The sequence below is a fragment of the Pseudonocardia sp. MH-G8 genome (assembly GCF_002262885.1).
Lineage (GTDB): Bacteria > Actinomycetota > Actinomycetes > Mycobacteriales > Pseudonocardiaceae > Pseudonocardia.
This window is the reverse complement of record NZ_NKYF01000002.1, coordinates 249,893-269,223: the sequence shown is the minus strand read 5'-3', so window position 1 is coordinate 269,223 and position 19,331 is coordinate 249,893. Positions and strand designations below refer to the sequence as shown.

The window sequence follows — 19,331 nt, the reverse complement described above, 5'->3', positions numbered from 1 at the left end:
CCCGTCCGGACGTGTTCGCGGCGGGTGAACGGAACACCAGGGCTCTTCAGCCGTGATCGAACAGCGCTGGTGTTCCGCTCACCCGCGGACTCGGGGCGAGCGCCCGCCGCCACGAAGGCCGACGGTCCCTGGCCGGACCCATAGCATCGGCCTCGATGGATCAGCACCTTCGCGAAGCCCGTCCCGCCGACCTCGGCCCGGCCACCGACACCCTCGGCGCCGCCTTCGCCGACTACCCCTTCACCCGGCACACCGTCGCCGCCGATGACCACCAGGGCCGGGTTCGGCGCCTGCAGCGGATGTTCCTCGAGCGGATCGGCCTCGCGCAGGGGCGCGCCTGGGTCGTCCCGGATCCCGGCGGGGAGATCGGCGCGGTGGCCGTGTGGACGACGCCCGACACCGATCTGCGGGTGTTCGCGGAGATCGCGCCGTTGGCCCAGGAGATCGCCGGCGACCGGGCGGCGGCGTCCGAGGCAGCCGAGCGTGCGCTGCAGCCGCTCCGACCTACCCATCCGGTGTGGTTCCTCGCCACGGTGGGCGTCCGGCCGGACCGGCAGGGACGCGGCCTCGGACGGGTGGTGGTGGAGCCGGGGCTGCGCGCTGCGGACGCCGCGGGGGTGCCGTGCTTCCTGGAGACCTCGCTCGCGTCGAACGTGGCCTTCTACCGGCGGCTCGGGTTCGAGGTGGCGGGCGAGGTCGACATACCCTGTGGGGGACCGCGGACCTGGGCGATGCGACGGGCGGTCCCGAACACCCCCGGATGGGCGATCGGGGCCGCTCCGACCAGGTGAAACGAGGCGCGGCGGAATCTGGCGGAGCGTGCACGCGTTGTGCCGGGTACGTGAGAGACGGGCGTCCGGGTGTCTCGGCCCGATACAGTGGGCGTCGGGGTGTACTCGGCGCAGTGCGCCGGTGCATGGCGCAGCAGGCTAGGAGCGTAAATGTTCGAGAGGTTCACCGACCGAGCGAGGCGGGTTGTCGTCCTGGCGCAAGAAGAAGCCAGGATGCTCAACCACAACTACATCGGCACCGAGCACATCCTCCTTGGCCTCATCCACGAGGGCGAGGGTGTCGCCGCGAAGGCGCTGGAGTCCCTCGGTATCGCCCTGGAGGGCGTCCGCCAGCAGGTCGAGGAGATCATCGGTCAGGGCCAGCAGGCGCCGAGCGGGCACATCCCGTTCACGCCGCGGGCCAAGAAGGTGCTGGAGCTGTCGCTGCGTGAAGCGCTGCAGCTCGGCCACAACTACATCGGCACCGAGCACATCCTGCTCGGCCTGATCCGCGAGGGCGAGGGTGTCGCGGCGCAGGTGCTGGTCAAGCTGGGCGCCGACCTCAACCGGGTCCGCCAGCAGGTCCTGCAGCTGCTGTCGGGCTACCAGGGCAAGGAGCCCGCCGAGGGCGCCTCCGGTGGCCGCGGCGAGGGCACCCCGAGTTCCTCGCTCGTCCTCGACCAGTTCGGTCGCAACCTCACCCAGTCCGCCCGCGAGGGCAAGCTGGACCCGGTCATCGGCCGGGAGAAGGAGATCGAGCGGGTCATGCAGGTCCTCTCCCGGAGGACCAAGAACAACCCCGTGCTGATCGGCGAGCCCGGCGTCGGCAAGACCGCCGTCGTCGAGGGGCTCGCGTCCAACATCGTCAAGGGCGAGGTGCCCGAGACGCTCAAGGACAAGCAGCTCTACACGCTCGACCTGGGTTCCCTGGTCGCAGGCTCGCGTTACCGCGGTGACTTCGAGGAGCGCCTGAAGAAGGTCCTCAAGGAGATCCGCACGCGCGGCGACATCATCCTGTTCATCGACGAGCTGCACACGCTCGTCGGCGCGGGTGCCGCCGAGGGTGCGATCGACGCCGCGTCGATCCTGAAGCCGATGCTGGCGCGCGGCGAGCTGCAGACGATCGGTGCCACCACGCTCGACGAGTACCGCAAGTACGTCGAGAAGGACCCGGCCCTGGAGCGCCGCTTCCAGCCGATCCAGGTGGGCGAGCCGAGCGTCACGCACACCATCGAGATCCTCAAGGGTCTGCGCGACCGGTACGAGGCGCACCACCGGGTCACCATCACCGACCCGGCACTGGTGGCCGCGGCCACGCTGGCCGACCGCTACATCTCCGACCGCTTCCTGCCGGACAAGGCGATCGACCTGATCGACGAGGCCGGTGCCCGGATGCGCATCCGTCGGATGACCGCGCCGCCGGACCTGCGCGAGTTCGACGAGAAGATCGCCGGCGTCCGTCGCGACAAGGAGTCGGCGATCGACGCGCAGGACTTCGAGCGGGCCGCGCACCTGCGCGACTCCGAGAAGCAGCTGCTCGGCCAGAAGGGCGAGCGGGAGAAGCAGTGGAAGTCCGGTGACCTGGACGTCGTCGCCGAGGTCGACGACGAGCAGATCGCCGAGGTCCTCGCCAACTGGACCGGTATCCCGGTGTTCAAGCTCACCGAGGAGGAGACCACGCGTCTGCTCCGCATGGAGGACGAGCTGCACAAGCGGATCATCGGCCAGGAGGAGGCCGTCAAGTCGGTCTCGCAGGCCATCCGCCGCACGCGGGCCGGCCTGAAGGACCCGAAGCGCCCGTCCGGCTCGTTCATCTTCGCCGGCCCGTCCGGTGTCGGTAAGACCGAGCTGTCCAAGGCGCTGGCCAACTTCCTGTTCGGCGAGGACGACGCCCTCATCCAGATCGACATGGGCGAGTTCCACGACCGCTACACCGCCTCGCGGCTCTTCGGTGCCCCTCCCGGGTACGTGGGCTACGAGGAGGGCGGCCAGCTCACCGAGAAGGTGCGCCGCAAGCCGTTCTCGGTGGTCCTGTTCGACGAGATCGAGAAGGCGCACCAGGAGGTCTACAACACCCTCCTGCAGGTGCTGGAGGACGGCCGCCTGACCGATGGCCAGGGCCGCACGGTGGACTTCAAGAACACCGTGATCATCTTCACCTCGAACCTCGGCACCCAGGACATCTCGAAGGCCGTCGGTCTCGGGTTCGCCCAGGGCAACGACGAGCAGTCGAACTACGAGCGGATGAAGAACAAGGTCAACGACGAGCTGAAGAAGCACTTCAGGCCGGAGTTCCTCAACCGCATCGACGACATCGTCGTGTTCCACCAGCTGACCGAGGACCAGATCATCACGATGGTCGACCTCATGATCACGCGGGTGGAGGCTGCGCTGGCCAACAAGGACATGGACATCGAGCTCACGCCGGCCGCGAAGGGCCTGCTGGCCCGTCGCGGGTTCGACCCGGTCCTGGGTGCGCGGCCGCTGCGCCGCACCATCCAGCGCGAGATCGAGGACCAGCTGTCGGAGAAGATCCTCTTCGGCGAGGTGGAGCCCGGTCAGATCGTGGTCGTCGACGTCGAGGGCATCGACCCGGACGCCCCCAACTCGCGGGCGGCCGACGACAAGGCTGTGTTCACCTTCCGCGGTGAGCTGAAGCCGGTCACGGTGCCGGACTCGCCGCCGGTCGACCTGGCCAAGTCGGGCGACGAGTGAGCCGCTAGATCCACCGGGACGGCCCGTCCGGACGTGAGTCCGGGCGGGCCGTTCTGCTGTCCGCCCTATGCCGTCACGCGGCGGTGGCGGAGCTAGAGGGCGTCGGCGAGCGGTGTGAGCCGCACACCAGCGTCCTCACGACCCCGCTGACGTACTTCTCGCATGCGGGCGGCCGCCCGTTTCATGATCAGGTCGACGTGAGGGCTGCCGCCGCGGGGTCCCGCAGCTCTGGTGTCGATATGATCTTGGAAACCTCCTGTTGGCGGGCCGTTCCCGGCTCGCGACCACTGCCTCACGCTCCGGCCCTGGTCTTCGGCGCAGTCGGCCGGGTTCCCCCTGCTCCTGCCTGTCGGTGGGGTGGCCGGGTTGGCAGAACTGCCGAATATCGGCGCCGGGAACGGCTGCCCGGCCGACCACCATATTCGTGGCTTGTACCCAACCCGGCTGCCCTCGGCACCGGACCGATTGCGGGTGAGACCCGGCTGCGGGGTGGGGCAGGAAGTGTCGAGCCGGGGACGGCGCGCCCACCGCAATCCGGGCTACGAGGCAGCGCCACGAGGAGGGGCGACGGCGGGGCGCCGGAAGGGGGGCTCGCGCACCCCGTGTCCGGTCGCGCCCCCAAATTCACGCCGCGCACCCCGTCGACGGGCCGCGTCCGCATAGAAGGGGTGCGCGGGCGGGCCTACCGGTGTCGCGGACCGGCAGTTGCACGACCCGGTGGACGATCGTGGTCACCGCAGGCGCTCCTGGGTGGGGCAGCGACCGCGGCAAGGTGATTACATTCGTGGCGTGAGCTCCGTCCGCGTGGTTCCGGAGACCGAGCTCATGTCCGGTGAGCTGCTCTCGGCCGACGACGCCTGGCACACCGTGCGCCACTACGGGCTGTGGCACCTGCTCGCCACCGCGTTCGTCCGCTTCCGCTACGGCGACGGGTTCAGCCACGCCCGCGCGTTCGCCCTGCAGCTCGCGCTGGCCGCGGTGCCGCTGGTGATCGCCGGTGCCGGGCTGGCCACGGCCATCGGGGTCGAGTCCTTCGCCGAGGTGGTGGCCCGCACCGTCGTGGCCGTGTCGCCGGGCAGCAGCGACTCCCTGCTGGCTGCGGTGCTCGAGGGCGGGGAGGAGGGCAGCGAGCGCGGCGAGGTGGTGCTCGTTCTCGGGCTCGTCACCGCGTTCGCGGCCGCCACGTCGGCGTTCGCGCAGCTGGAGCGCGGCGCCAACCGGATCTACGGCACCAAGCGTGATCGGCGGGCGCTGCGCAAGTACGCGCGCGCCGCACTCCTGACGGCCACGGCGGGCGTCGCGCTGGCCGTCGGCCTGCTGCTGATCGTGGCGGGTGAACCGTTCGGCGAGGCGATGGAGGCCGTCTACCACTGGGGCGACGGTGCCGAGGAGGTCTGGGACGCGTCGCGGTGGCCGGTGGGGCTGGCCGCGCTCGTCGTGGCGGTCACGCTGCTCTTCCGCCATGCCCCGCGCCGGCGCCAGCCCGGCCTGAGCTGGCTCGCCGTCGGGGCCGCCGTCACGGTGCTCGCCTGGCTCGCGGGCTCGGGCCTGCTGGCGCTGTACGTGGTGCTGGCAGCCGGTTTCGACGACACCTACGGGCCGCTGACGGCGATCATGGCGCTGCTGCTGTGGGCCAACGTCACCGGCGTGGCGCTGCTCGCGGGGATCGCGCTCGCCGCCCAGCTGGAGGCCGTGCGGGCCGGACGGCTCGACCCGCTGCTGCCCGACAGCGACGACGACGGCATCCCCGACGAGCTCGACGAACACCCCGACTCGCCCGCTCGCTGAGCGAGCCGGAGCCCCACGCGCTCACTAGATCAACTCGGTAGACTGTGCACGCAGTCACTCTGTGTCATCAAGGAGGCTTTGTGCCAGACGAGTCCGGGCCCGACTGGTCCCGAGTCGAGCAGCAACTCCCCGACGACTACTTCCGTCGGCCGTCACCCGCGCGGGTCTGGAACTACTGGCTGGGTGGCAAGGACAATTACGAGCCCGACCAGACGGTCGGCGAGGTCGTCGCCGACATCTATCCCGGCATCCGGACGATGGCGAGCCAGTCCCGCCAGTTCCTCATCCGCAGCGTGCGCCACCTGGCCGGAGAGGTCGGCATCCGCCAGTTCCTCGACCTCGGTTCCGGCTTGCCCGATCCGATCGGCAACAACACGCACAGCGTCGCCCAGGCCGTGGCTCCGGACGCGAAGATCGTCTACGTCGACAACGACCCGGTGGTGCTGGCCCACCAGAGGGCGCTGATGGTCAGCGGCCCGCAGGGGGCGTCCGCGTACCTCGACGAGGACTACCGGGCTACCGATGAGGTCATCGCCCGGGCGAGCCGGACGCTGGACTTCACGCAGCCGATCTCGGTCATGTTCATGGGTGTTTTCGGGTACCTGCCGCCCTACGACGAACTGCGGTCGATCGTCAGCCGGACGATGGCTGCCGTGCCCCCGGGTAGCTACCTGACCTTCTGGGACGGCACCGACACCAGCGACGAGATCCGCGAGTCGCACAGGCTGCAGGCGGAGATGGGCCACCCGTACACGCTGCGCACCGTCGAGGAGATCGAGCAGGTCTTCACCGGGCTCGACCTCGTCGAACCGGGTGTGGTGCAGCTGTCCCGGTGGCGGCCGAACGAGAACGGCATCGCCGCCGGCCGGCAGCAGGTCGACGCCTTCGGAGGCGTCGCGCGGAAGGCCTGAGACCTGGTCCCCGGCCCGTGGAGCCGCACGCGAGCCGTGCGGGCGGCTGAGGCCACAGCGATGCGGCCGGCGACACCCGTGACGGGTGGCCCGGCCGTTCGCCCTGCCCGGACCGGCGTCAGGATCCCGACGCCGTGGAGCGCTGCACGACCTCGAACTCCAGCAGCGACGACCCGCTGGCCACCGGGCGTGCCCGCTCGCCGGAGTGGGCCTCCTTGGCGGGCCCGTTCAGCCACGCCTGGAACGACGCCTCGTCCTCCCAGTGGGTGAGCACGAAGTAGCGGTTCTCGCCGGCCACCGGGCGCAGCAGTTCGAACGACAGGAAGCCCGGCTGGCCGTCCACGGCGTGCAGCCGGTTGGCGAAACGCTTCTCCAGCTCGGGTCCGGCGCCCTCGGGCACCTCGATCGCATTGATCTTCACGACGGCCATGGGTCCAGGGTAGCCACTGCCCGTCGGCTCATTTCTGACTACTCATATGTGAGTGGTTAACTGGCCTCGTGAACCCGACGAGGCTCTTCGTGCTGGGCGCGCTGGCCAAGGGCGGCGCGATGTACGGCCACCAGATCCGTCGCGACGCCCGCGTGGACCGCGCCGAGCTCTGGTCCGATGTGCGCCCCGGCTCGCTGTACGGCGCGTTGCACCGGCTCGAGGACGAGGGGCTGGTCCGCGCGGTGCGCACCGAGCAGGCGGGCCGGCTGCCGTCGCGCACCGTCTACGAGATCACCGACGAGGGTCGCCGCGAGCTGGGCGTGCTGCAGGCCGAGGCGTTCGAGGAGGTCCGCTTCCCGCCCGACCCCGTCGATCTGGCGTTGGCCACGGTGAACGGGATGGACGAGGCCACGCTGCGCGGCCACCTCGAGGACCGCGTCCGGGAGCTCGACGCCCGGCTGGTGCGGCTCCACCACCTGGCCGACCGGCGCTGGCCGGACCAGACGCCGGCCGACGACCTCGTCGTCGAGCACGCCCGGTTGCGGTTGCGGGCCGAGCTGGAGTGGCACGCGCTGGTGCTGGACCAGCTCGGGAAGGTCGGGGGGACGCGATGACCGTCCGGGAGCTGCGGCTGATCGGCGACCCCGTCCTGCGTACCCCGTGCCGCCCGGTGACCCAGTTCGACGACGGGCTGGCTGCGCTGGTCACCGACCTCGTGGACACCGTCGCGCTGCCGGGCCGCGCCGGCCTCGCGGCCAACCAGATCGGCGTCTCGCTCGCCGCGTTCTCCTACGACGTCCACGGCGCGCGCGGCTACGTCGTCAACCCGCGGCTGGTCGCCACCGACGGCGAGTACGACGGCGAGGAGGCCTGCCTGTCGGTACCGGGTGTCTCGGCGATGCGGCTGCGTGCGGAGTACGCACGGGTGGAGGGCGTCGACGCGCTCGGGCGGCCGGTCGTCGTGGAGGGCACCGGCGAGCTCGCCCGTTGCCTGCAGCACGAGACCGACCACCTGCGTGGCGAGCTCTACATCGACGCGCTCACCGGCGAGCGGAGGCGGATCGCATTGCGGCAGTTGCGGGAGCGCGGGGTCTGAGGGTCGGCGCCGGCGCAACATCGACGGCGCGCGCGAACGCCGGCACCGGCAGCCCGCGATCCCACACTGCCATCCCGGAGATCTGGGATCCCGCCCCCCGATCTCCCATGCTGGGCCGATGACCGCAACGATCCGGCTCTACATGTCGATGTCCCTGGACGGCTTCATCGCCGGCCCCGACGACCGGCCCGGGCAGGAGCTCGGCCGCGGCGGGGGACGGTTGTTCAACTGGCTCGACGACCGGATGTCCCCGGGGGTGAACGGGCAGGTGTTCGGTGAGGCGTTGGCGACCGGCGCCGTGATCGCCGGACGACGCACGTTCGAGCTCGCCGGCCGCTGGAACGGCGATCACCACGACGGCGTGCCGATCCGGGTGCTCACCCACCACGTCGACGACGGCGACGTGCCGCCGGGCAGCGCGAAGTTCTGCACCGATGTCGTCGAGTGCGCCACCGAGGCCAGGGCCGCGGCCGGTGACCGGGCCGTCATGGTGCACGGCGCGGGGGCGGCACAGGCGCTGCTGCGGGTCGGCGAGCTCGACGAGCTGGAGATCCATCTCGTTCCGGTCCTGTTGGGCGCGGGACGTCGGCTCTTCGGGGACGCCGACGAAGGGCCGGTCGAGCTGGAACTCGTCCGGCGCCTCGAGGGCCGTGACGTGACGCACCTGCGCTACCGGGTGCTCCGGCCTGCCTGATCGCTCCGCGAGCTCCGCTCGGCATTGGTGTTCGCTCCGCAAGCTCCGCTCAGCATTGGTGTTCGCTCCGCAAGCTCCGCTCAGCCGACGTCCACCGCCACCACCCGCGCGCGGACGGTCGGCACCGGGTGCAGCACGGCGAACGCCTCGGCCGGGCGCTCGGTGGCCAGCACGCAGTGCGGCAGCCAGGTCCCCGGGAGGTACGCCGCCAGCGGGGAGCGCACGCGACCGGCCAGCGCGTCGTGCACGGCGCCGTGGACGGCCAGCAGTTCGGTGTCGACGACGGCGGCGAGCACGAGCTCGTCCGGACGGCCGGCCACGGTGCCGAGGGTGGCCAGCCAGATCGAGGGCAGGGCGAGCAGGCGCACCTCGGTGGCCAACGCGTCGCGGGCGGGTTGCGGGATGGTTCCGGCCGCCGCGGCGGTCACGGCGGGCGCCCCGTCCGGAACCGCGATGCCGTGTGCGATCAGCTGCGCCCGCAGCGCGGTCAGCTCGGCGCACGCGGCGTCGTCGAGGCGGAAGCGGACGGTCTGGGCCACGGCGTCAGGCGGGCAGCGCGAAGCGGCCGTCGTCGTGCTGCTCGGCCAGCCCGTCGACGAGCAGGGAGTCCAGGCAGCGGTCGCGTTGCGCCGCGTCGGACCACGCGGCGTCCAGCGCGGCGCGTTCCACGGGCTCGTCGGCGCCGCGCAGGACGTCCAGGAGGCGGCCGCGGACCTGGCGGTCGGTGCCGGCGAAGCCCTGCACCGGGCGGCGCGGCCCGGTGTACTCCGGGCGGCCCGCTGCCCGCCAGGCGCACGTCTCGTGCAGCGGGCAGGCGCCGCAGCGCGGGCCGCGCGCCGTGCAGATCACCGCGCCCAGCTCCATGAGCCCGGCGGAGACGACGGCTGCGGAGTGGGCGTCGGGCGGGAGCAGGGCGTCGACGTCGGCGAGGTCGGCGGTGGTGCGAGCGGGCCCGGCGTCGCCGCGGCCGTGCACCGCGCGGGCGACGACGCGGCGGACGTTGGTGTCGACCACCGGGCAGCGCCGCCCGTAGCCGAACGCGGCCACCGCCCGTGCCGTGTACGAGCCGACGCCGGGCAGCGCCTCCAGGGCGTCGACGTCGGCCGGGACGGCGTCCCCGTGCCGGGTGGCGATCACGCCGGCGGCCTCGTGCAGCCGCAGGGCGCGGCGGGGATAGCCGAGCTTGCCCCAGGCGCGCAGGACGTCGGCGCGGGAGGCGGTGGCCAGGTCCGACGGGGCCGGCCAGCGCGCGAGCCATTCGGTCCAGACCGGCTCGACGCGCGCGACCGGCGTCTGCTGGAGCATGAACTCGCTGACCAGCACCCCCCACGGCGTGGTGTCCGGGCGCCGCCAGGGCAGGTCGCGGGCGGCGGCGGGGTACCAGTCGAGCACGACTGCGGCGGTCGACACGGCTGACGATCGTGCCACTGTGCCTGGTGGCGGCCCTACGGGGGCGAGCACTGGCGCAAACGATCTACCGTGGGACCGTCGCTCGGGTGCTTCCGGCGCGTCGCGACGCGCCGTGGCAGCACGGCATTCGCAACATGTGGTAGTCGCTCAGATACTCTGTGTGACGTGTGGGAGCCGGTGGGTCCGCTGCCCGCGTCCGTCTACTGGAGACGACGCTGGGCCGCGATCGCCTCGGTGTTCACCGTCCTCGTCCTCCTGGCCTCGGGGACCGCCGCGATCGCCCGCGCAGCCGCCGCCCCGGAGGGCGACGACACCACCAGCCTCGCAAGTCGCCCTGCCGCCGTGTCCGCTCCCCAGCAGGCCTCCCCGTCCCCGGCTGCGCCGGGCGCCTCCGTGCTGCAGCCGGGGACGGAGGGGCCGCGGTCGCTGCAGCCCGAGCCGGAGGGTGCGCCGCCGCAGTCCCGGCCCGAGGGTGCGCCGTCGCTGCAGCCCGGGCCGGAGGGGCCGCCGTCGGCCACCGGAGAGCCGCCGCGCGCGCTCGTCGAGGGCGGCCCCGACACGTCGACGGCCGAATCGAGTGCGCCCGGCACCGGCGAGAGGCTCCTGCCCGACGACGCCCCGCGCGCCTCCTCGTCGGCGCCCTCTCCCGCCCCTGTGCCACCCACCGGGCCCGTCGCATGCACGAACGAGATGCTCGCCGTGGCGGCCGAGGTGGATCGTCCGGAGCACCGCGTGGGCGAGCGTCCCCTGCTGCGACTGGTGGTCACCAACGTCTCCGACCAACCCTGCGTGCGCGACCTCGACCCCGTCCGGCAGGAGATCGTCGTCTGGAGCGCGGACGGCAGTGAGCGGTTGTGGTCGAGCAACGACTGCTCGAGCGCGCAGGGCGTGGACCTGCGCACCCTGGTTCCGGGCCAGCCCGTCGCCTCCTCGGTGCGCTGGGCGGGGCGCACCTCGGAACCCGGCTGCCCGCTGGAGCGTTCGACGGTGCCCGCGGGCGACTACCGCGTCATGAGCCGGGTGGACGACGTAATCAGCCCGCCCACGCCCTTCGTCCGCACCTCCTGAACCGGACCGGCGACTCCTGACGGGCATCCCGCCCGTCGGCCACTGCGCGATTTGACACCGCTTCCCGTGCTGCCTACGCTTTCCATATAGAAAGTAGTTGCCGCTGAACGGAGGAGTCATGTCCGGAACGCCCGAGCTCGACCAGGTCGCCGCCGCGCGGCGCAGGCTCGCCGCGCACGCCCAGTTCCCCCGCTCCTACTGGGTGGTCTACGGGGTGGTGCTGGTGCTGTTCGCGGGGGTGCCGGTGTGGTTGTCGTACCTGCCGTCCGGCAACTGGATGTACCTGCAGTGGGCGGTCGCCGCGGTGGGTATCGGCTCGGCGGTGTACTCGATGGTCCGGCGGCGCCGCTCCGGCGTGTACCTGCCCCGTCGGATCAGCGCCTACCCGAAGGCCTACAAGATCTGGCTGGCCGGACTCGTCATCACCGTCGGCGGGTTCTTCGGGATCCAGCAACTCGTCCAGCACTCCCACCGCGACATCGCGCTGTACATGCTCGTTCCGGTCGCCGTCGCCGTGTTCATCGCCCAGGTGGCGACCCGTTCGGCGATGCGTGCCGACATCGAGGCCGGCCGAGTCACCTCATGAGCGGGCACGGTCCCGCGCAGGCCGACTCCGCCGATGGCATCTCGGTGTCGGGTCGGGACCCGCTGCTGGAGACCGGTCCACGGCTGGCGTTGTGCGCGCTGCTGCAGGGTGCCGATTGGGTCGATTTCGCCACCGCCCGGGACATGCTCGCCGTGAGCGACTCGGCGATCTCCAAGCACAGCCGCACCCTGGAGGACGCCGGCTACCTCGAGGTCCGCAAGGGCTCGATCGGGCGCCGGCCCCGCACCTGGTTCCGCCTCACCGCCGTCGGGCGAGGGGCCCTCAGCGCCCACCTCGCCTGGCTGACCGACCTGAGCCGGGCCCACGGCTCGCCCGAACAGCCCGAAGCGGCAGACCGGTGACGGCTCACTGCTTGCGGGAGGGGCGGATCGCATCGAGCACCACGCCGACGTCGCGCACCTCGGTGAGGCGCATGCCCTCGGGTGCCTCGCCGCTGTCGGGCGGGACGAGGGCGTGGGTGAAGCCGAGGCGGGCGGCCTCGGCGAGCCTGCGGTCGAGGCCGGTGACGCGGCGCACCTCGCCGGCGAGGCCGAGCTCTCCCAGCACGACGACGTCGGCGGGCAACGCCACGTCACGGCGGGCCGAGGTGATCGCCAGGGCGAGTGCCAGGTCGGCGGCGGGCTCGACGACGCGCATCCCGCCCACGGTGGCCGCGTAGACCTCCGCGTCGTGCAACCGCACGCCGGCCCGCTTCTCCAGGACGGCGAGCAGCATCGCCACACGGGCGTTGTCGAGGCCGCTGACGGCCCGGCGCGGGCTGGGGATGTCCTTGCCCGTGACGAGGGCCTGCAGCTCCGCAGGGAGCGGCCTGCGACCGTCCATGACGATCGTGACGGCCGTGCCGGGCACCGGCGGCCCGCCGAACCGGGCCAGGAACAGTCCGGACGGGTCGGGCAAGCCGACGATGCCGGAGTCGCGCATCTCGAAGCAGCCCACTTCGTCGGCCGGGCCGAAGCGGTTCTTGATCCCGCGGACCATGCGCAGCGTCGAGTGCTTGTCGCCCTCGAACCCGAGCACGACGTCGACGACGTGCTCCAGAACCCGGGGGCCCGCGATGCCCCCGTCCTTCGTGACGTGCCCGACGAGCAGGACGGGCAGGCCGCGCTCCTTGGCCAGCCCGGTGAGCGCGACGGTGACGGCGCGGGTCTGGGTGACCCCGCCCGGGGCCCCGTCGGCCTCGGCACTTGACATGGTCTGCACGGAGTCGACGATCAGCAGGTCCGGGCGCAGCTCGTCGAGGTGGCTGATGATCGCGCCCAGGTCGGACTCGGCCGCGAGGTAGAGCTCGTCGTGCACGGCCCCGGTGCGTTCGGCGCGCAACCGCACCTGCCCGGCGGACTCTTCGCCCGTGACGTACAGCACGCGCCCGCTGCGCGCCACCTGCGCGGCGACCTCGAGCAGCAGCGTCGACTTGCCGACGCCCGGCTCCCCGGCGAGCAGTACGACCGCGCCCGCGACGAGACCACCGCCCAGCACCCGGTCGAGTTCGGAGATCCCGGTGGGCCGGGACCGTGCCGAGTCGAGCGCGACGTCGCCGATGCGGCGCGCGGGCGCACTCGGCGCCCCGGCGGCCACGCGCTGGCGGGGCCGGGCGGGCGCGCTGGGCGTCGCCTCCTCGAGGCTGCCCCAGGCCTGGCAGGTGGGGCACCGGCCCACCCACTGGGCGGCCTGGTGCCCGCACTCGGTGCAGCGGTAGCCGTTGCGGGTGGATCGGGTGCGGGTGGCCACGCCGGAGCTACGCGTGCCCGTCCTCGCGCAGGGCCTCCGGGTTGGCCACGGGGATCTCGAACCGCACTTCGCCCGCCCGCTCGAAGGTCAGGACGAGCGGGTACGTGAGGCCGGCCTGGATGTCCTCCTGCAGGCCGCTGAGCACGATGTTCGCCACGCCCGGCACGCCTTCGTCGACCGGCAGCGGGGCGACGGCACCGGCCTGCGGTGCGGCGTCGGGCGCCTGCTCCTGATCGGGCGCTGCGGCCTCGGCCGGCGCCGGTGCGGGGGTCGCGGGTGCGCCCCGGACGGCGAGCGCCTGCCCGCCGGGGATCCGCATGTCGCCGTTGACCTGCACGGTGGTGGCCACCGGGCTGCTGGCCGACACCAGGCGGTCCAGCTCGGCGCCGGAGTTGACGATCGCCATCGTCAGCGCGGCGTCGCCGCCCGCGCGGTGGACGATGCCGGCCTCGACCGGGCCGTCGTACTCGACGGTGGCGTTGCGGACCGCGATCGGGCCCGCGGTCGCGTTGGCGCCTTCCACGGCGGCGACCTGCTCGCTGGTCTGCGTCACCTGGCCCGCACCACAACCGGCGAGCGCGAGGGCCCCGATCAGGGTGCCGACGGCGAGTGCAGCACGGGTCGGGCGGCGGCTCGCTCGGTCGCTCACGGGGGTGACGTCCTTCCTGTCGCCTGGCATTCCGCCGAGCCGGTGGATCGGCGGAGCGAGGAATGCGGACGCAGCGCGCCCGCGATGATCGCTCGGGTGGTCGCCGGGTGCGACCGGAGAGAGCCTAACGCCACGGGTAGCTGTGCTGGTCGCGGTCCCCTCCGGCCCTCCCCTGCACGCGCACCTGCACGTTTCGTCGCCATTGTCAATCCCCTGACCTGCGACGACAGGGCCTACCGGGCAGCGAAGGCAGGTTCGGGCGTGTTAACCTGGGTGCAGCGAAAGGGGCAGAGGACACATGGTTTTCAAGGTCGGAGAGACCGTCGTCTACCCGCACCACGGTGCCGCTCTCATCGAGGCCATCGAGACTCGGACGATCAAGGGCGAGGAGCGCAAGTACCTCGTCCTGAAGGTCGCGCAGGGTGATCTCACGGTGCGTGTTCCCGCCGAGAACGCCGAGGTTGTCGGCGTCCGCGACGTGGTGGGCCAGGAGGGTCTGGATCGGGTGTTCGAGGTGCTCCGCGCCCCGCACACCGAGGAACCCACGAACTGGTCCCGCCGGTACAAGGCCAACCTCGAGAAGCTGGCTTCCGGTGATGTGAACAAGGTCGCCGAGGTCGTGCGCGACCTGTGGCGGCGCGAGAAGGACCGCGGCCTGTCCGCGGGGGAGAAGCGAATGCTGGCCAAGGCCCGGCAGATCCTCGTCAGCGAGCTCGCGCTCGCCGAGGGCACCGACGAGGAGCGGGCCGAGGTCCTGCTCGACGAGGTGCTGGCCACCGCCAACGCCTGAGCGCGGTCGCTCTGCCTGGAAACGTCGAGTCCCCTCCCACCGACCTCCGCGAGTCCGTTGTCGCGGCGGTGGTGGCGGGCTCGGCGCATGCTCTCACGCCGGTCGACGGTGTGCCGGTGGTCGTGCGCGCGGCACGTGTGCTGCGGGCCACCGGCCTGGTCGACCGCATCGTCGTGCTCGCCGAACCGGCGTTGCACGCGGCGCTCGAGCTCGCCTGTGCCGCGGAGCCCGTCAGCGTGCGCGCGGGCGGGCTGCACGCGCTGCTGGATGTCGGGGCACACACCGCTCAACGAGCCTCCGACACGATTGGTGACGCCGTGAGCACCGCGGGTGTGCGGGAGATCGTGTTGCTGCACGACGCCCGCCGCCCGATGGCGCCGGGTGCGCTCGTCGCCGCGGTCGTCGCCGCGGTGCGTCATGGTCACGAGATGGCCGTACCCGTGTTGCCGCTCACCGACACCGTCAAGCGGGTGGACGGCAGCGGCGTCCTCACGGCGACGCCGGACCGATCCGCGCTGCGCGTGCTGCAGACGCCGATCGCCCTCCGCGCCGACCTGCTGCCCGCCGAGATCGGCGCCGATCCGCTCGACGTCGTCCGCCGGCACACCGCGGCGGGAGGCACCGTGCACACCGTGGCCGGGCACCCTTCGGCGTTCGCGCTGCACAGCCCGTGGGACCTGGAGCTCGCCGAGCTGGTGGCGCAGGGGACGATCGCGCTGTGAGGGTGGGGATCGGCACGGACGTGCATCCCGTGGAACCGGGGCGGGAGTGCTGGGTCGCCGGGTTGCGCTGGGACGGCGTGGACGGCTGTGCGGGGCACTCGGACGGCGACGTCGCCGCGCACGCGCTGTGCGACGCGCTGCTCTCGGCGGCCGGCCTGGGCGACGTCGGGGCGGTGTTCGGCACGGGGCGTCCCGAGTGGTCGGGCGCGAGCGGGGTGGTGCTGCTCGCCGAGGTGCGCAGGATCGTCGCGGCGCAGGGCTGGGCGGTCGGCAACGCCGCGGTCCAGGTGATCGGCAACGCGCCGAAGATCGGCACCAGGCGAGCGGAAGCGCAGCGGGTGCTCTCCGACGCGGTCGGCGGCCCGGTCGCGGTGTCCGGTACGACGACGGACGGCCTGGGGCTGACCGGCCGCGGCGAGGGCATCGCCGCGATCGCCACGGCCCTGCTGGTGCCCGACTCCTGAGGTTCAGGAACTTGTCGGGGCCGACGGCGGGCCGTCAGCCGACGCGTTCCTGGATCTGCTCCGGCGTGAGGGCCTCGACCCGCTGGGCGATCAGCCACTGGTGGCCGAACGGGTCGCGCAGGCGGCCGCCGTAGTCGCCGTAGCCGTGGTCGGCGATCGGGAAGATCACCGATGCGCCCGCGGCGAGCATGCGCTCGGCCACGGTGTCGGCGTCGGCGACGTCGAGGGACATGATCACGGGGATGCCGTCGCCGGTCGGGGCCGGGTCGCCGTCGCCCGCGTCCTTGACGGCGAAGCGGGCCGGGCCCGCCTCGACCATGGAGTGCACGACGCGCCCGTCGGGGCCGGTGTAGCGCTCGGTGACGGTGGCGCCCAGAGCGCGGGTGTAGAACTCGAGTGCGGCGTCGGCTCCCTCCACGACGAGGCGGGGGTGCAGGCCGGTGATGGGGCTCATGCCGACCATCGTGGCGGTGCCGCATTACACCGTCGTGGACGAAACGGAACACCGCGCGCGATGGACGCCACACCGGCTCCGTACCCTGGAGACGTGAGCCTCCGCCTGCACGACACCGCCACGAGGATGCAACGGGACTTCGTCCCGCTGCGGGCCGGGGCTGCGTCGATGTACGTGTGTGGGGCCACCGTGCAGGGACTGCCGCACATCGGGCACGTCCGTTCCTCCCTCAACTACGACGTCCTCCGCCGCTGGCTCGCCCGCTCCGGGCTCGACGTCGTGCTGGTACGCAACGTCACCGACATCGACGACAAGATCCTGCGCAAGTCCGCAGACGCGGGCCGGCCGTGGTGGGAGTGGGCCGCCACGCACGAGCGCGCCTTCACCGCGGCCTTCGACGCGCTGGGCTGCCTGCCGGCCTCGATCGAGCCGCGCGCCACCGGGCACGTCACGCAGATGACCGAGCTGATCGAGCGGCTCGTCGCGGGCGGCCACGCCTACGCCTCGGGCGGCGACGTCTACTTCTCGGTGCGTTCGTTCCCGGCCTACGGCGAGCTGTCGCACCAGAAGGTCGACGACGTCGCGCAGGGCGAGGGCGACACCGGGGCCAAGCGGGATGCGCAGGACTTCACCCTGTGGAAGGCCGCGAAGCCGGGTGAGCCGTCCTGGCCCACGCCATGGGGCCGGGGGCGACCGGGGTGGCACCTGGAGTGCTCGGCGATGGCCACGGCGTACCTCGGGTCCGAGTTCGACATCCACGGCGGCGGGCTGGACCTGGTGTTCCCGCACCACGAGAACGAGCGGGCCCAGTCGAACGCCGCGGGCGACCCGTTCGCCCGGTACTGGCTGCACAACGCCTGGGTCACCATGGGCGGCGAGAAGATGTCCAAGTCGCTGGGCAACACGCTCTCGATCGAGGCGCTGCTGCAGCGGGTGCGCGGGGTCGAGCTGCGCTACTACCTCGTGGGCCCCCATTACCGCTCGTCGATCGAGTACTCCGACACCGCGCTGCAGGAGTCGGTGGCCGCCTACCGGCGGATCGAGTCGTTCGTGCACCGCGTGCGGGAGCGGGCCGGCACGCCGGAGACCGGCACGGTGCCCGCGGAGTTCGCCGCCGCGATGGACGACGACCTGGGCACCCCGGGTGCACTGGCTGTGGTGCACGGCGCCGTCCGCGAGGGCAACACCGCGCTGGACCGCGGTGACCACGCCGCGGCGGGCGCCGCTGCCGCAGCTGTGCGCGCGATGACCGGCGTGCTGGGGCTCGACCCGCTCGATCCCTTCTGGGCGGAGTCCGACGGCCCGGGGGACATCACGGGCAGCGCGCTCACCGCACTCGTCGAAGATCTCCTCGCGCAGCGCCAGGAGGCGCGGGCCCGCCGCGACTTCGCGGCTGCCGACGAGGTGCGCAACCGTCTCACCGCCGCCGGGGTCTCCGTGGAGGACTCCCCCGACGGCCCCACCTGGACACTGAAGGACGCATAGATGGCCGGCAATTCCAAGCGCCGCGGAGCGATGCGCAAGGATGGCACCAAGAAGGGCATGGTCGTCGGTTCGGGCGGCCAGCGCCGCCGCGCACTGCAGGGCAAGGGCCCCACGCCACCCGCCGACATGCGGCCCGGTCACCCGGCGGCGCGGCGCGCGGCCAGGGACACCGCGGCGAAGGCCAAGCAGGGCGGCCGTGGCGCCGCGGGCAACCGGCGCCGGCCCGGCGACGGGGACGCCCCGGAGACCGTGCTCGGCCGCAACCCGGTCGTGGAGTGCCTGCGCGCGGGCGTTCCGGCCACGGCGCTGCACGTCGCGCTGGGCACGCACGCCGACGAGCGCGTCGCCGAGGCCGTACAGCTGGCCGCGGACCGGGGGATCTCGATCCTCGAGGTGCCACGGGCCGACCTGGACCGGATCACCGGTGGTGCGTTGCACCAGGGGCTCGCCCTGCAGGTGCCGCCCTACTCCTACGCCCACCCCGACGAGCTGCTGGAGATCGCGAGCGAGTCGCCGTCACCGGGCCTCATCGTGGCGCTCGACGGTGTCACCGATCCGCGCAACCTCGGTGCCGTGGTCCGCTCGGTCGGCGCGTTCGGCGGGCACGGCGTGGTCGTCCCGCAGCGCCGGGCCGCCGGCATGACGGCCGTCGCGTGGCGCACGTCCGCCGGCACCGCCGCGCGCGTGCCGGTGGCGCGGGCCACCAACCTCACTCGCACGCTGCGCGAGTACGCCACCGCGGGCTTCATGGTGGCCGGCCTCGACGCCGAGGGCAGTGTCTCGCTCGACGACTTCGAGCTCGCCAACGACCCGCTCGTGCTGGTCATCGGGTCGGAGGGCAAGGGCCTGTCGCGGCTGGTCAAGCAGACCTGCGACGTCACCGTCGGGATCCCGCTCGACGGGGCCGTGGAATCGCTCAACGCCTCGGTGGCCGCGGGAGTGGTGCTGGCCGAGGTGGCCCGCCAGCGGCGGACCTTCTCGGGGTAGGTGCGCGGCGCGGCCCGGGTGCGCCGATCAGTGCGATAGATCAGTGCGAGTCGCACCCCAAGGTCCTCGCGACCGCGCTGACGTGCTTCTCGCGCGCCGGCTCGCCGTCGCGTGTTCCGCTGAATCTCCTGTGGGCGGGCCGTCCCCGGCTCGCGACCACTGCCCCACTCCCCGCCCTGGCCTTCCGTGCAATCGGCCGAGTTCCCCGACCCCGCCCGTTGGCGAGGTGGCCGGGTTGGCACAACTACCGAATATCGGGGCTGGGTGGACGGCCGTTCCCGGCGCGGGCCCAGGCCTGTCCTGGACGAGCCCGCCCCTGCTGCGTGCTCGCGCACCTTGCGGTGGTCCCGATCCACCCCTTCACGATGATCATCGGGCCGGCTCGAGGCGTGTTTCCGACCATGACCGGCGAGATCGGGACATGGACCGCGCCGGGAGCCTGTTGCCGAGTCGGTCAGGCCCGCACCGCGGGCGCTGCGTCGATCACGGGCACATGGTGGTCGGTCGATCGTCGAGCACGACCATCCGCCCGTGATCGACGATGCCGGCCGCGACGCGGCCCG

General features: G+C 72.7%; 21 protein-coding genes. 15 read left to right on the top strand and 6 right to left on the bottom strand.

What is annotated here, in order from left to right; translation table 11 throughout:
- The first annotated feature begins 155 nt into the window (after positions 1-155).
- The 4 genes from CFP66_RS08280 (at position 156) to CFP66_RS08265 (ending at position 6,184) form a co-directional block, all read left to right on the top strand.
- Positions 156-791, top strand: coding sequence for a GNAT family N-acetyltransferase (locus tag CFP66_RS08280; RefSeq protein ID WP_094921923.1), 636 nt, complete (start codon positions 156-158; stop codon positions 789-791).
- A 150-nt stretch (positions 792-941) separates the two neighbouring features.
- Complete coding sequence (locus CFP66_RS08275) at positions 942-3,485, top strand: ATP-dependent Clp protease ATP-binding subunit (RefSeq protein ID WP_094921922.1); 2,544 nt, start codon at positions 942-944, stop codon at positions 3,483-3,485.
- 789 nt (positions 3,486-4,274) lie between these two features.
- Positions 4,275-5,273, top strand: a complete 999-nt coding sequence (locus CFP66_RS08270) for a YihY/virulence factor BrkB family protein (protein WP_198961315.1) — start codon at positions 4,275-4,277, stop codon at positions 5,271-5,273.
- Between the two features lie 80 nt (positions 5,274-5,353).
- Positions 5,354-6,184 carry an SAM-dependent methyltransferase gene (locus CFP66_RS08265; protein ID WP_094921920.1) on the top strand — a complete coding sequence of 277 codons (831 nt, stop codon included), beginning with the start codon at positions 5,354-5,356 and terminating at the stop codon, positions 6,182-6,184.
- A 118-nt stretch (positions 6,185-6,302) separates the two neighbouring features.
- On the opposite strand, the gene CFP66_RS08260 is transcribed toward CFP66_RS08265, so the two are convergent.
- Positions 6,303-6,614 (bottom strand): antibiotic biosynthesis monooxygenase, encoded by a 312-nt coding sequence (locus CFP66_RS08260; protein WP_094921919.1) that lies wholly within the window; start codon positions 6,612-6,614, stop codon positions 6,303-6,305.
- A gap of 68 nt (positions 6,615-6,682) precedes the next feature.
- On the opposite strand from CFP66_RS08260, the gene CFP66_RS08255 reads away from it, so the two are divergent.
- The 3 genes from CFP66_RS08255 (at position 6,683) to CFP66_RS08245 (ending at position 8,404) form a co-directional block, all read left to right on the top strand.
- Complete coding sequence (locus CFP66_RS08255; protein WP_094921917.1) at positions 6,683-7,228, top strand: PadR family transcriptional regulator; 546 nt, start codon at positions 6,683-6,685, stop codon at positions 7,226-7,228.
- Positions 7,225-7,710, top strand: coding sequence for a peptide deformylase (locus CFP66_RS08250; protein WP_094921916.1), 486 nt, complete (start codon positions 7,225-7,227; stop codon positions 7,708-7,710). Before CFP66_RS08255 ends, CFP66_RS08250 begins: the two co-directional genes overlap by 4 nt.
- 118 nt (positions 7,711-7,828) lie before the next feature.
- Positions 7,829-8,404 (top strand): dihydrofolate reductase family protein, encoded by a 576-nt coding sequence (locus tag CFP66_RS08245; protein ID WP_094921914.1) that lies wholly within the window; start codon positions 7,829-7,831, stop codon positions 8,402-8,404.
- Positions 8,405-8,484: 80 nt separating this feature from the next.
- On the opposite strand, the gene CFP66_RS08240 is transcribed toward CFP66_RS08245, so the two are convergent.
- Positions 8,485-8,943, bottom strand: a complete 459-nt coding sequence (locus CFP66_RS08240) for a hypothetical protein (RefSeq protein ID WP_094921912.1) — start codon at positions 8,941-8,943, stop codon at positions 8,485-8,487.
- 4 nt (positions 8,944-8,947) lie between these two features.
- Entirely contained in the window at positions 8,948-9,814 is an 867-nt protein-coding gene (locus tag CFP66_RS08235; RefSeq protein ID WP_198961314.1) for an A/G-specific adenine glycosylase, read from the bottom strand.
- Between the two features lie 165 nt (positions 9,815-9,979).
- Here CFP66_RS08235 and CFP66_RS08230 point away from each other — a divergent pair, with 165 nt between their 5' ends.
- The 3 genes from CFP66_RS08230 (at position 9,980) to CFP66_RS08220 (ending at position 11,830) form a co-directional block, all read left to right on the top strand.
- Complete coding sequence (locus tag CFP66_RS08230; RefSeq protein ID WP_143517170.1) at positions 9,980-10,882, top strand: hypothetical protein; 903 nt, start codon at positions 9,980-9,982, stop codon at positions 10,880-10,882.
- A 118-nt stretch (positions 10,883-11,000) separates the two neighbouring features.
- The gene (locus tag CFP66_RS08225) at positions 11,001-11,468 is read left to right on the top strand and encodes a hypothetical protein (RefSeq protein ID WP_094921905.1); all 468 of its coding nucleotides are present in this window, start codon (positions 11,001-11,003) and stop codon (positions 11,466-11,468) included.
- Complete coding sequence (locus CFP66_RS08220; protein WP_094921903.1) at positions 11,465-11,830, top strand: transcriptional regulator; 366 nt, start codon at positions 11,465-11,467, stop codon at positions 11,828-11,830. Before CFP66_RS08225 ends, CFP66_RS08220 begins: the two co-directional genes overlap by 4 nt.
- Before the next feature lie 4 nt (positions 11,831-11,834).
- On the opposite strand, the gene radA is transcribed toward CFP66_RS08220, so the two are convergent.
- Positions 11,835-13,217, bottom strand: a complete 1,383-nt coding sequence (gene radA / locus CFP66_RS08215; RefSeq protein ID WP_094921901.1) for a DNA repair protein RadA — start codon at positions 13,215-13,217, stop codon at positions 11,835-11,837.
- A gap of 7 nt (positions 13,218-13,224) precedes the next feature.
- Positions 13,225-13,866 (bottom strand): hypothetical protein, encoded by a 642-nt coding sequence (locus tag CFP66_RS08210; protein ID WP_094921899.1) that lies wholly within the window; start codon positions 13,864-13,866, stop codon positions 13,225-13,227.
- Positions 13,867-14,164: 298 nt separating this feature from the next.
- Here CFP66_RS08210 and CFP66_RS08205 point away from each other — a divergent pair, with 298 nt between their 5' ends.
- From CFP66_RS08205 to ispF, 3 genes are all read left to right on the top strand, one after another.
- The gene (locus CFP66_RS08205; RefSeq protein WP_094921897.1) at positions 14,165-14,656 is read left to right on the top strand and encodes a CarD family transcriptional regulator; all 492 of its coding nucleotides are present in this window, start codon (positions 14,165-14,167) and stop codon (positions 14,654-14,656) included.
- 68 nt (positions 14,657-14,724) lie between these two features.
- The gene (locus CFP66_RS08200) at positions 14,725-15,378 is read left to right on the top strand and encodes a 2-C-methyl-D-erythritol 4-phosphate cytidylyltransferase (RefSeq protein WP_369804984.1); all 654 of its coding nucleotides are present in this window, start codon (positions 14,725-14,727) and stop codon (positions 15,376-15,378) included.
- Complete coding sequence (gene ispF / locus CFP66_RS08195) at positions 15,375-15,842, top strand: 2-C-methyl-D-erythritol 2,4-cyclodiphosphate synthase (RefSeq protein ID WP_094921893.1); 468 nt, start codon at positions 15,375-15,377, stop codon at positions 15,840-15,842. Before CFP66_RS08200 ends, ispF begins: the two co-directional genes overlap by 4 nt.
- A gap of 34 nt (positions 15,843-15,876) precedes the next feature.
- On the opposite strand, the gene CFP66_RS08190 is transcribed toward ispF, so the two are convergent.
- Positions 15,877-16,296 carry a glyoxalase/bleomycin resistance/extradiol dioxygenase family protein gene (locus CFP66_RS08190; RefSeq protein WP_094921891.1) on the bottom strand — a complete coding sequence of 140 codons (420 nt, stop codon included), beginning with the start codon at positions 16,294-16,296 and terminating at the stop codon, positions 15,877-15,879.
- Positions 16,297-16,389: 93 nt separating this feature from the next.
- Between CFP66_RS08190 and cysS the strand changes: the two genes are divergently transcribed.
- Together cysS and rlmB are read left to right on the top strand one after the other, a co-directional pair.
- Positions 16,390-17,781: a cysteine--tRNA ligase gene (gene cysS / locus CFP66_RS08185; RefSeq protein ID WP_094921889.1), complete on the top strand. Its 1,392-nt coding sequence runs from the start codon at positions 16,390-16,392 to the stop codon at positions 17,779-17,781.
- Positions 17,782-18,768, top strand: coding sequence for a 23S rRNA (guanosine(2251)-2'-O)-methyltransferase RlmB (gene rlmB / locus CFP66_RS08180; RefSeq protein ID WP_094921887.1), 987 nt, complete (start codon positions 17,782-17,784; stop codon positions 18,766-18,768). It begins immediately after the preceding gene.
- The last annotated feature ends 563 nt before the right edge of the window (positions 18,769-19,331 follow it).